Origin of the sequence: Succinimonas amylolytica DSM 2873 (assembly GCF_000378405.1) — a bacterium.
Classification (GTDB): Bacteria; Pseudomonadota; Gammaproteobacteria; order Enterobacterales; family Succinivibrionaceae; genus Succinimonas; species Succinimonas amylolytica.
Genome location: NZ_KB899637.1, coordinates 355383 through 368168 on the forward strand (window position 1 = coordinate 355383; position 12786 = coordinate 368168).

Sequence of the window (12786 nt, forward strand, 5' to 3'; positions counted from 1 at the left end):
TTATGATAATCAGGAGACAGTATGACAGCAAGAGTACTATGCTTCGGTGATTCCAATACCTGGGGGTATATTCCCGGTGCTGCCGGGCATCCCAGACTGGATTTCGACGAGCGCTGGCCCGGGGTCCTGACCCGGCTTTCCGGAGTGGAAGCCGTGGAGGCCGGACTCTGCGGCCGCACCGCCTGGTTCGATGATCCCCGGATTCCCGGCAGAAACGGTCTTGCTGCGCTGCCCGGAATTCTGGCAGAGTCCGGCTCTCTGGACTTTGCGGTGGTAATGCTGGGCACCAATGACTGCAAGACCTGCTATCATGCCACTCCCGAGCTTATCGGGGAAGGTCTGGAGCGCTGCCTTGATCTGATAGCGGAACGGGTACCGGCCCCAGGGATTCTTCTGGTGTCGCCGGTGTTTCTCGGTACAGACGTCTGGCATCCTGATAAGGATCCGGACTTCAGTCCCGCCTCGGTGGAGCTTTGCCGGAAGCTTCCGCAGACATACAGTGCCATCGCGGCCAGAAGGGGGCATCGCTTCCTGGCGGCCTCGGATTATACTGAAGCCGGATGCTGGGATCTGGAGCATCTTGATACTGCCGGACATTTCCGGCTGGGGCAGGCGATTAGTGCGGAGCTTAACCGCATGATCCCGGATTTCCCGAAATTCTGAGAAATGCCATTCCCGTTCCCAGGGTTCTCTCCCATCGCATTTTTTCTTTTTTCCGCGGCGGGGGAGCTTTTTTGTCACGGAGAGCCCGGGAGGATCCGGAATGCCCCGGAGCCTTCCGGGCTTCATGAATGGTCTAGGTTCAGAAGGTATACCGGGAACGGTAGAGTCTGTCGTTAAAGCTGAGCCTGGCGAGTCCCGCGGCGAGATCTCCGTTTGCGGCGTCGGCCACCGGAACATAGCTGTCATTCAGGGTGTTATCCACCAGAAAGCCCCGGGCGTCGATCATCAGATAGGCCGCATGCAGATCGCTTTCCAGCACGGCCTCGCAGGTATCCGAGATTCTGGTTTTCACAGACAGGGCGGCGTCCCGGTCAGAAATTCTGAGTCCGGTGTTGCGTTCGGCATAGTCCCGGTATTCGTGATCCGAAACCACAATGTCCGCATTGGAGAAGCTGGCGTTCCGGAACAGATTCATCTTGAAGATTTTCCAGCGGGAGACCGGCATGGTCCTGATGAACCGGGCCATGTTTTCGGATTTGTTGAGTGCGGAGACCACCGTGTTGATCTTGATGCTGCAGTTCCCGCTGATCTGGACCACAGTATCCAGCAGGGAGGCAAGCCGCTCGCTTCCCAGGATCCGGCCGCTTCCGGTGCACCGGCCGATTTTCTTCAGGGTTTCCGGATTCATGCTGTCTATGGAGAGCCCGAGGCAGGAGAGCAGGGGGACATGTCTTTTCAGCCACGCATCGGTCATCAGAAATCCGTTGGAGATTACGGATACCGGATGTCCCAGGGAATGGATATACGAGGTGATGGCGGTAAAATCCGGATGCATAAGAGGCTCGCCTCCGGCAATGTTGAAGGAGCAGCCGGGCACAAGGCTCCGGCAGCGGTCGATGATTTTCCGCCAGGTGTCAAAGCGGAGTACCCGGCAGGATCCGAAATGGGCGAAGCAGTGCCGGCAGCGGTAATTGCAGGTTTCAATAATGTGGAGATTGAACTTAAGTCCGTGCCGGGGCATCTGAGGGGTGGCGGTTCCGGAAACGGCAATGGGAGCAAAGCCGGAAGTGCAGCCGGAAACGGAGCTGGAATTCTGGGCGGTCATAGGGCACCTCACTGTTGTTTTCTGATGGCTGGGGGGACTGTCAGGCGTTGCTACTGCCTTTTCTAAATTATCGGCTACCCGGAAGGCCGTTACGGAATAAAAAGGTGCGGACTGTAATGCCCCCGTAAGTTGAACAAACCTGCGGGGGCATTACAGCGAGATCCTTTGAATGTAAGAATTAGTATTGACTGGAGTGTTTAATCGAGTTTTTCAATCAGGCACCGGTGCTCCTTGGTCTTAGTGCTGTAATTGATTCCTGCAATAATGATATTCCGGTATTGTCCGGTATAGCGTTTGAAATATTCCTGAGATTTAATCTGGCTTATTGCCTCTTCTGCAGAACCGTCATATTTAAATTCAATCAGGATAAGAGGCTGTCTCCCTGTTATTGGCTCATACACTAAATCAGCACGTCCCTTACCTGCCTGATCTTCCCGGTGACAGCTGTAATCATCAAGAGTTGCCCATAAAAGACCGGTCATCACGCAGTATGTTAGAGATTCCTCGTCGTTGTAATCGAGAAGAGCTACGGCTGAGGAATTATGGATTTCCTGAATAATTGCAGATACGGTTGCTCCGTCAAGTTCCTTAATAGCATTGAGCAGATTTTCAGACCGTTTGATGTTTGCCATCCGCCCGTACCAGTTCTGCTCTCTGACAATGTCCATCAATGCAGCCTTGATTTCGGCATTAGGAACATAGGCAGTTTTACGATATTGATTTTTTGTTTCTGAACATCCAAGATAGCCAAGACATACCAGAAGACTGAATACATCATTCTTATCTTTTATGTTCACCATGTCATTCTGGAAATTGGCACAGCTGAAAGTAACTTCATCTCCTTCAATTAAACTGATAATGTCTTCTCTTATGCCCTGAAAATCAGTGTTGATGAGGCGGACAAATTCTTCATTTGACGAAGTTCCGCTCCAGTAGCTGATACATTCGTTTCGGCTGACAGCCTTGCATACTGAGTTAGGATTGTAAATATCAGTTCCTTTTATTTTGTAGCCCTCGTACCATTCCTTTAAATTCTGATGTGAAACTTTACAGTTAGGTGATTTTACAATGTTGGCTACTTCATCCTCCGTAAAACCAAAGTAAGGAGCATAATTCCCCGGAGAGAGCATGTTATATTCATCAAAGCCATTCAATGCTGATTGGGAATTGTATTTTTTGATTGGCAGAATGCCGGTGAGATAAGCTAATGCAAAGCAGGCTTTACCGCCATCGGATTTAAACAGATTTTTTAACAGTCTGATAAATTTCTTCTGCAAAATTTCGTCATCACGGTATTCACGATATACCAGATCCCACTCATCCATAATAAAAATGAATTTAGTATTTAAATCCTGGGTGATTGCAAGTAGAGTTTCCAGAAGCCCGGTATTTCCAGTCTGATGATTTTCGAGACATCCGGAAAATTTACTGCTGGATTTTAACTCTTTAATGACTGAATATTCGAAATAGTCAACCAGATCATTAACATTTTCGACGCTCTGTTTCTGACTGGAATAACCATCAAACAGTCCGTCAATGGTATTCATATCAATGTAGATGACATCGTATTTATTAAGATGTTCGACATAATCGCTTTTATCAGCAATATGCAGACCGTCAAATATTTTTTTGTCGGCATATCCTCTGGAATAATAGGCTAAAAGCATATGAGCCGTTACGGTTTTACCGAATCTGCGGGGACGGGTTACAGCCATAAAACGGTCGTCTTCATTTAGTCTTTTATTGGTTATTTCAATAAAATCAGATTTATCAACAAACAAATACCTGTCTTTTCTGTTGGCAAGACTTACAAAGCTGTTTTCTATGGTCGGATTCAGAATGATTCCCATAACTTTAATCTCCCCGAACTCCACATCATCGGCTGTCATTTTAGCACGGCGCCGAATTTTTATCCGTGATATGGGACGGAACTTCCTGTGAATAAATATCAGTGCTGTTTATATGTTAGTAATTTAACTGGTCTTAGCAAATAATTAAACTGTTGTCTGATACTTGATCCGTGAACAGGTCATTCATCAAAATACTGCCTTCTTATCATCATTTGTTTAAATTTTTCAGCCTCTCTGGCACATTCGCTTTCTGTCATACTGGAACTGTATCTTTCATGCGGATGAGTCTCATAGTATTCTTCCTGAAAAACCACCGCCCGGCAGATGAACTCTTCGGTGGTGTGGGAGTCTATCCCCCCCTGCGCGATTATGGCACGCGGCGGTTCATACTCAGGATTTGTCAGGATGGGAATAGCGGCAAAACGTGACCTGTACTGTAAAATCAATTTTTGGCAGTTGTATTATGGGGAGTTCTTCACGGATGAACTGACGAACTGCCTGTTACAATTAAGAAGTGGGGCTGGTGTTGTGTCCAGACTGTAAATATGGATGCTGCCGTACATATTAATTCATAAAGCCGGCCTGTTTTTCGGGCTTTAGGAACGGCGTTATAAAAACTGTGGATCATGGGATGCTGCCATAGAAGGGGGCCAAAAATGAAAAGACATCGTATGCAGGGGTTTACGCTGATAGAGCTGGTGGTGGTGATTGTTATTCTGGGCATTCTGGCGGCCACGGCAGCTCCTAAGTTTATGGATATCCAGAAGGATGCCCGTATTGCCAAGCTGGAAGGACTGAAAGGGGCTATCCGCAGTGCGCAGAATATGACCCGGAGCAAGGCGGTTATTGCCGGACTGGAGACCAAGGATGCGCCTCTGAACGGCACACAGATTTACGTGTGCGAAAGCGGATCGGCCACCGATACCTGCAACGCTTCAAACGGAATAGCAATATCCCATGGCTATCCGGCTGCGAGTGCGGCCGGCCTTCTGAAGGCGCTCGATCTAGATGCTGTTCAGGCCGATGATTCCAATGTCAGGCAGCATGACTGGGCGTACCGGATTAAGGACTGGGGGAACGGAAAAGGCCAGATTCTGATTGCGCCATCCGAGATGCCGGTTCCGGAGCAGTATCAGAGCGAGAGCCCGGCATCAGGCTGTTTCATCTTCTATGATCATCCCTATATGGAGTCGTCGGTGCTGAAGAAACAGCTTATTGTGGTTACCGACGGATGCTAGCAGAAGTATTTTAGGACCGGGGAGATCCTGGGGGATCTCCTTTTTTTTGCCGTATGAGGATGGGAAATATACCGCGAGTACCGGAAATCAATTCCTGACAGTGCTGGTGAATGGGGGAAGGATGCCGGTATGCGATGGTGAATCATCCCCGGAAAGGATCCTTTTATCTCCCGGACTTCGGGGTAACCTCAGAAGGAGCTAACAGGGGAGGGGCTTTCCTTATGCCTCGCCCGTGCTGCTAATTTCTGCCGAACAGGGGCCTGCAGGATTCTTCAATGTATTCCAGCTTTTTCAGGCTTCCTTTTTTAGGCTTCACCTCTCCCGCCTTTTTACCATCGTAGTAGAACTCTATTTTTGCGGCCGCTGACACTGCTTTGATAAAAGCCTTCCAGTTGTCGGCACCAGACTGACTGGAAGTAATCACATTGGGAACCCCGTACTGGTTTGCCCCCTTATCAAAGGTGTAGGCGGTGCCGCTGATGAGGATTTCGAGTTTATGATCCTTCTGGGCAAAAAGATCCGTGCCGTTAACCATAACCTCTATCATGTGCTCTGCGGTGTTGCTGAAGGCTTCGTTACAGGCTATGCGGAAACTTGCCTTCCCATTGGAAATGCTGTATTCCTGCCAGCCCTGACCAAATCCGCTGTCCCAGATATTGGGTGCGGCCAGAGCTTGAGCGGAAAACAGAAAGGTAAAATATGCAAAAATTTTTGAAACCTTATTGTTCATAAAAATACCTTATTACTAATACCGGGCAGTATGGGGAATTAAACAGTTTAACTGCACTTTCCTGACATAACGAATCAGTTGTATCAAAACATATCTTATATCTTTGTGCTTTGTAAACGTATATGTATAATTTATGGTTATAACGTGCTGAATGTCTGTGATTTACCATGACAGCTATTTTCTGATGCTAAAAAGTGCTACTGGAAATAGCAAGGTTTTCGGGATGCTATGGTGATGAAGATAAGAGATTTAGCTAAGAGGCTGCCCCTATAAACTCAAAGTCTGAGGTACTGGAACAGATGTGTGTTTAAACAGGATTCCTCAATAAGACGGATAGTAATTAAATGATCTTGTTATGCCGGAGACCACGGTTTTACTGTTGTGGACAATATAATACTGCGGTGCCCTCATTTAATGAAATCAAATCAAAGGGGGGGAGGTGTGAAGATTTTTAAAATGAGGAAGACTGGAATGTGCCCGGATATGACAACATCTCAAGGTGAAGTGATGTAGCATAGTTGAGACTGTGTTTTGATATTGGGCTGGTTTTTATATTTTTCTTTACCTTTTCTTTTGGGCTTGTCGTTATCACCCCACGTTTTGTTAACAAAGCAATTCTTTTCATGCAAGAGTTTTGACATGGGGGGGACAGACTCTGAAACAGTATTCTCATGAGGCACATGTATGGTCGAAACTAAAATCAACGCAACACTTTCCAGCAAGTTCAAAAAGACTCAGGTAAACAGTGTTCAGAAGCTTCCGGATATAACGGGGCTGACTCTTGATGAATTCAATGTTGATTCCAGATTGGACATCATTTCCGGGGAGGCGGATATCTACCTCTGCTCCGGAAGCGGAAATTTCGCAGGGAAGAAGTTCCTTCTCAAATATTATCGCCGGGAAAATGCTGTAAAACCAGATGTGCTGGAAAAGCTGAAAGCCGTAAACAGTCCCTTTGTGGCCCCGGTGGAAGGATATGGCGAATATCAGGGACATCAGTATGTGGTGCGTCCGTATTATGAGATGTCGGCTTTATCGGAACTCCTGGCGGGGGGTACCCGTTTTTCTGAAGAAGAACTGAAGTCGCTTATTATTCCGTCTATTATCGAAGGCTTGAAAGCTGTACATGATGCCGGGATCCTGCACAAGGATCTCAAGCCTGCTAATCTGATTCCTGATGATGCCGGGGAGCATATTGTTCTTATTGATTTCGGTATCAGTTCCGATGCCGGGAATAATACCTTTGTGGTTACTCAGACGGGCATGACTCCTTTTTATGCTGCTCCGGAGGCCCTGCAGGGGATATTCCACCGGGAAACCGACTACTATGCTCTAGGCATTACCGTATTTGAACTCTTTACCGGATTTACTCCTTTTCAGAACCCTAGGCTGTCTCCGGAAGAGGTAGCAAAGCTGGCTTTTATCAGTAAAATCGAGTTTCCGGAGGGATTCCCGGAAGACCTTAAAAAACTGGTTTTGGGGCTCACCTACAAGGATATATCACATAGAAATGAATTGAATAACCCCAACAGAAGATGGGGCTATGATGAGGTTAGTAGATGGCTTAATGAAGAAGCTGTGCCAATACCGGGAGAAAACGACAGTATTGGACAGAGTCAAAAATTCCTTCCATATAGCTTTTGCGGGGTGAAATACCAGAGCCTTGGTGAATTAGTTAAGGCTCTTCTAAAAAATCCCAAGGCCGGAATCCGGGAGATTGGTAGGGGGATTCTAGCCCATCATTTCAGTCTTTTTGATCCTGTAGGTGAAAAGCTTTGTAGGGAAGCCGAGGATAATCTTCAGAAAAATACAGATTCGGTATTCAGTTTCAAGATCTTTTACAGACTGATGTACACACTGTCTCCGGAGATAAAATCACTTTTCTGTGGCGGTCTTGAATTTGCGAATCTGACAGAGCTAGGAGGGGCTGCTGTTGTTAATGCTGCCTCGGGAAACAGTAAGTTTTGCAAAGAGTTTGAGCTTTTACAGAGAGCTTTCTTGGGTTTTTATGTAGTATCAGTCATTAAGAATGTAACTGCTTCGAACCTTATTTCAAAAGCAGATGAACAGATTGCCCGTAATCGGTACTCGGATTTCCAGATTGCCTGGATTCTAGGTTATGCATTGTCAGAGAAGAGGAATATCAGAGTGGGCGATACGGCCTTCAGCTGTCCTGCGGAGTTCTTTGGGTATCTCAGAAAAATGGAGGCTGACAAAGGTTTTTCAGGCTACATAAAATACATTGAGGATAATCACCAGGATCTGGAATTCTTTGCGGCCTGTATTCCGGAAGAAAAGACCAGACAGGCTTTAAGGTTGGTTCTTGAAGATCTGAACCGAGCTATATTCGGAAATGGAGAATTTCAGTTTAAAAATGCGAAGGCCTTTGATGATTATGTAGGGAAGCTCTTCCGGGAAAAGAAGACTTACCACCTCTACCATATCCTTAACACTTATGATGCAGCTCTTAGAGAGGTGTCCGAAAAGATCTGGAAATCGAGCTCACATGAGAATCTTCGAAGAACGGTATCCGGTTTTATAAGATTTGCGGAGTTCATATTCCCGACGGAGCTGGATCTTAAGGACTATCTTGAGAAGCTTTTTCAGGAGAACAAGGATACTCCGGAGTTTTTCAGAAACTTTGTCAGTTATCATAATGCCTCCCTGACAGAACTTGAAAGGAGATCCGGGCTTTCTCAGGTTATCAGTAAATTCCGTTCCTATGGCAGTGCTAATCCTAAAATACAGGGAGATATTACGGTAAAAGGGATCACGTATCCTTCTCTTCAGCCACTGAAACTTAAAATCGGTGAATATTTCAGGTTTGGAAATTATCCTCAGAATAGTGCAGGAAGCACGTCTCCTATTGAATGGCTTGTTTTGGAGGTTAATGGCAATGAGGCTTTCATTATCAGCCGATATGGTCTGGACTGCCATCAGTATCATTATGCTGAGTATAAAGAAATAACATGGGAACAATGCGATCTCAGAAATTGGCTCAATAACGATTTCCTGAAAGCTGCATTCTCTAAAGAGGAACAGAAACGGATAATATTGTCGGAGGTCGTTAATGAAAGTAACCAGCGATATGGAACTAAAGGCGGGAATAATACATGGGATCGTGTTTTTTGCCTGAGTATTGCAGAAGCTCGGAAGTATTTTGATTATGATTATGCAAGAAGGTGCGGATCTACGATTCTGACGAAAACAAGTGGAGCATATTCCGGAACTGGCGGGGTTTGCTGGTGGTGGCTACGATCTCCGGGCTACAACCAATTTGATGCTTCTTTTGTGAATACACTCGGTGTACTGAACTTGACTGGTCATAATGCCGTTCGAAAAAACGGTACCGTGCGTCCGGCTTTACGGTTGCTACTCTCTTAGCATGTCGTATGGAACACTTGCGGATACAACAAATGCGAAAAACTAAGGCATGCCCCTCATGTAAAGGAACTCTCGCAAGAATCCACATTCCAGAGGAGAGGACACACCGATGTCATTGTCCTATAAAACCAGTAAGTTCGTAAATTTTCAAATATCGAATTCTGGAGTATTTATGAGGTTGTTCACATTTTTATATTTGTATTCCGTATTTATGAATAATTAACAAGGGTAATGTTTAGTTTTATCTTTATTAGAAGATATTTCCGAAAGTGGTTTAATGATGAGTTTATAAAGGCTGTATTTGCTGAAGTTGGATATAGCTAAGCAGAATTAAGATAGATTTTTTATTTTGAGAATTCGTTATGATTAACAAATTTACTACGTCAGTTGGCGAACATATTATTGTAAGAGGCGAAGAGTTTATTGTTCAGAAAACTGAAAAGCTAGGAGATGATAACTCTTACAGAATAACCGCTATGGGAGTTTCAGAACTGACACGGGGGCATACCTTTATTTTTCGTACTGATTTGGAATCTCCAGATGAAATTAAAAAGTTAGAGCCGAAAAACACAGTATTTGTGGAGGATAATTCCGCCAACGCCAGAAAGACCATCGTTTTTCTGGAAAATGCCGTCAGAGGAAGCTATGGCTACTTTGATGACTATGATCCTGATAACACCGCTGAAAATACCTCCGAAACTGATTCCGGCGGCAATGCTCAGGTTTTTGTGGCAGACCGTTGCGCCGCTGACTGTCTTCCCTATCAGTATGAACCCTTTTATAAGATTCTGAAGCTGCCCCGTCCCAGATTTCTGATAGCCGATGCGGTGGGGCTTGGCAAGACCGTGGAAATCGGGATTATTCTTGCGGAAATGATTCACCGGGGACGGGGACAGCGCATTCTGGTTTGCACCATGAAATCCATTCTTACCCAGTTTCAGGAGGATATCTGGAATCGTTTTGCCATCCCGCTTACCAGACTGGATTCTCTCGGGGTAGAACGTATCCGGCAGCAGGTACCCATCGGCGCCAATCCTTTCAATTACGTTGACAGGGTCATTATTTCCATTGATACCCTGAAAAACGATGTTAAGTTCAAGAACTATCTTGAGAATACCCATTGGGATATCGTGGTGGTGGACGAGATTCATACAGCTGCCAATGCCACCACCCAGAGAGGTGAACTTGTTAAGCTTTTGTCTGACCGCTGTGACAGCCTGATCTTTGCCTCCGCTACCCCGCACAACGGAAAACCGGAATCTTTTGCCGGAATTATGAGAATGCTGGAACCTTCTCTGGTGCCCGTTGGATGGGACTATCAGATAGACAACAAGGATGAAGAGCAGAAGAGGTTTTATCAGGATCTTCTGGATCTCTGGAGATCATACTTTGTCAGGAGATCCAAGCAGGATGTCGGCAAAGAGGCTGGTGAGCAGTTCCGGGAAAGAAAAATCATCCCCCTGGAGTTCCGGCTCAACCAAAATGAAATAGCATTTCTCAAGCTCCAGCAGAAGCTAAAATCCCTGGTGCTTAAGGAGTGGAGCGATAACAGCAGCGGCAAGGTCCGGGATAGCACCCAGCTTTTCCCGGTAACACTGTTTAAATCATTTCTATCCTCTCCCGTGGCCGCTTGCGAAACCATTAAAAACCGTCTTAAAAGGCTTAATGTCAAGCTATCCTCCTACGGTAGTAGCGACGCACCTGATCTCAGGCAGGAGATACGTGATCTTGAAGATTTAAGATCCGTTTTGGATAGCGAGGCCTCCTTATCCGGAAGAGCAAATGATACCCGGTACCAGCGCTTCCTTGCGGAGCTACGCAAAATTGGGTGGAAAGGGGATGCCAAGTCTCCGCGTATCGTGGTGTTTACCGAAAGGGAGGAAACTCTCAAATATCTCAGGGATGCCGTTATTGCAGATTTCGGACTGGAGCACGAGGCGGAGAATTTTTTGGTGTCATCAGCCGCAGATGAAGCTATTGCCGGAAAGACTGCAAAAACAAAGGGCCGAGGCCGTAAAAATGCAGGCTCTAACGACGATAGTAATGCCGCCGGTATTTACAGTCCGGGCAATAGGAACCGCGTAGTTAAAATATTTTCCGGGAAGATGACTGACACTGAAGCACAAAGTCTGGTAGAGAACTTCAGTCTGGAAAAGAGTTCCATCCGCATGCTCATCACCACTGATGCCGGAGCTGTTGGCATTAACCTGCACTTTTTCTGCCACATTATGTTCAACTATGACATTCCCTGGTCATTGATAACGCTGGATCAAAGGAACGGCAGAATTGATCGTTATGGTCAGAAGGAATCTCCTGAAATCTATTACCTTATTGCCCGCACCTCTGATCAGAAATTTGATAATGAGAGTCTTACCGAAACACGACGGAATTTCAGGGATGACAGCAAGGAGAATAACAGAGAGCCTCTCAGCATTCATGAAGATCAGATGACGGATTTAAGAATAATAAGCCGACTTATCAGCAAGGAGGACGAAGTTCATAAAACGCTCCATGGAGAGGCTAGTGCCGTGATGTCACTTTATGATGCCAGGAAGGAAGAGGAAAGAACCTTTAAGGCAGTGGCTGAAGAGGATGAAGGTTTTCTGGAACATCCTGCCGAAGACACGGAGGTAAAGGATGACTTTATTGAGTTCCTGCTCGCCGGTGGCGGTGAAGACGGAGGGGAAGATGGAAATGATGCAGCGTCTTTGACGGATGATTTGGGACTTTTTTCCGAAGCTATGCAGGTACAGAAGTCCAGTCGCAGATTATCTTTTTATGACAGCAAAGGCGGTGAACGCGAGAACACTTTCAGATTCTACAAGGATCTTTTTGAACAGCTTAACAACTATTCTCCGGATGAAGGTGGCCTTGCAGAAGGAGAAAAGACGGTTTACGACAGGGAGAAGATTGTCAGAATTGATATTCAGAAGAGTGAATCCCTGAGAGACTGTGTTACTGATTTCCTGCCCGGGGAATGCGTTCCCAGGGAAGGAATAATGAAGTTTTCTTCAGACATTGACGATCTTAAGAATGCCATAGCAAAAGCCAGAAACTCAACTCTTGATAATCATAGGTGGTCGGAGCTCAATGTTCTTTACGCCCAGCATCCGGTAATGAACTACTATATCTCTCTTTTTGATTCTCTTATCGGCCGGGAAATAGCTCTGGCTGTGTCCACTCCGGAGGTCCCGGAGGACGAGGTCTGGTTTTTCTGTCACGGCACGGTGCCCAACGTAACCGGAGCTCCGGTGATAAACGAATTTTATGTGGCCAGATCCCGGTATGTTCAAAAGGAGGATCCCGAGCAGCCTGATGAACTGGGGGATTTTGCGATTGTGAACTCTCTGGACCTTTTGAATAAAGAGGAAGGAGCTTTCTTAAGAAAACCGGCATTTGAGGCCAGGAATTTTGCGGCCGGCGAGCTTGCATTTATTCAGGAAAACTTTTCAGAAGCGTACGGCTCTATTGAAGTCTGGGAATACTTCAAAGAACGCTCGGAGCAGGCCGAAAAACAGCTTATGAAAGCCAAGGAGCTGCAGCTTAAACATCTGGACAAATGGAGGATGCTGTCAGAAAGCAATATTGCGGCATCCCGCGGTTTAATTGCCAAAAGGGAGAAACTCCAGAAGGACACTGTCGCCGAATATGAACGCTGTCGGAATAGCTATGACAGCTTTTACAGCCTGAAAAGCATTGGCGACAGCACAGGCCCGGAAAACATTGCCATAAGGGTACTGGCGGTATTCTCGAATATCACCGCTCATTTTGATAAGTGATGCTGAGCAATTTGGTAAAGGAGCTGTCTTTGAAGCA

General features: G+C 46.2%; 8 protein-coding genes. 4 read left to right on the forward strand and 4 right to left on the reverse strand.

The genetic code is table 11. From position 1 onward, the window contains the following. The first annotated feature begins 21 nt into the window (after positions 1 to 21). Positions 22 to 663 (forward strand): GDSL-type esterase/lipase family protein, encoded by a 642-nt coding sequence (locus F557_RS0111070; protein ID WP_019002289.1) that lies wholly within the window; start codon positions 22 to 24, stop codon positions 661 to 663. Between the two features lie 139 nt (positions 664 to 802). Here F557_RS0111070 and F557_RS0111075 read toward each other — a convergent pair whose 3' ends face one another. The 3 genes from F557_RS0111075 to F557_RS21840 all read right to left on the reverse strand — a co-directional run bounded on the left by F557_RS0111075 (position 803) and on the right by F557_RS21840 (position 4064). After that, complete coding sequence (locus F557_RS0111075; protein WP_019002290.1) at positions 803 to 1768, reverse strand: viperin family antiviral radical SAM protein; 966 nt, start codon at positions 1766 to 1768, stop codon at positions 803 to 805. A gap of 197 nt (positions 1769 to 1965) precedes the next feature. Then, complete coding sequence (locus F557_RS0111080; RefSeq protein ID WP_019002291.1) at positions 1966 to 3657, reverse strand: AAA family ATPase; 1692 nt, start codon at positions 3655 to 3657, stop codon at positions 1966 to 1968. Positions 3658 to 3797: 140 nt separating this feature from the next. After that, positions 3798 to 4064, reverse strand: a complete 267-nt coding sequence (locus tag F557_RS21840) for a hypothetical protein (protein WP_157617855.1) — start codon at positions 4062 to 4064, stop codon at positions 3798 to 3800. A 210-nt stretch (positions 4065 to 4274) separates the two neighbouring features. On the opposite strand from F557_RS21840, the gene F557_RS23480 reads away from it, so the two are divergent. Then, the gene (locus tag F557_RS23480) at positions 4275 to 4856 is read left to right on the forward strand and encodes a type II secretion system protein (RefSeq protein WP_019002294.1); all 582 of its coding nucleotides are present in this window, start codon (positions 4275 to 4277) and stop codon (positions 4854 to 4856) included. 238 nt (positions 4857 to 5094) lie between these two features. Here the strand turns inward: F557_RS23480 and F557_RS0111105 are convergent, their stop codons facing one another. Beyond that, the gene (locus tag F557_RS0111105; RefSeq protein WP_019002296.1) at positions 5095 to 5586 is read right to left on the reverse strand and encodes a hypothetical protein; all 492 of its coding nucleotides are present in this window, start codon (positions 5584 to 5586) and stop codon (positions 5095 to 5097) included. Positions 5587 to 6270: 684 nt separating this feature from the next. On the opposite strand from F557_RS0111105, the gene F557_RS0111110 reads away from it, so the two are divergent. Both F557_RS0111110 and F557_RS21315 read left to right on the forward strand, forming a co-directional pair. After that, complete coding sequence (locus tag F557_RS0111110; RefSeq protein WP_019002297.1) at positions 6271 to 8970, forward strand: protein kinase domain-containing protein; 2700 nt, start codon at positions 6271 to 6273, stop codon at positions 8968 to 8970. A 362-nt stretch (positions 8971 to 9332) separates the two neighbouring features. After that, complete coding sequence (locus F557_RS21315; protein WP_019002298.1) at positions 9333 to 12749, forward strand: DEAD/DEAH box helicase; 3417 nt, start codon at positions 9333 to 9335, stop codon at positions 12747 to 12749. Positions 12750 to 12786: the final 37 nt, after the last annotated feature.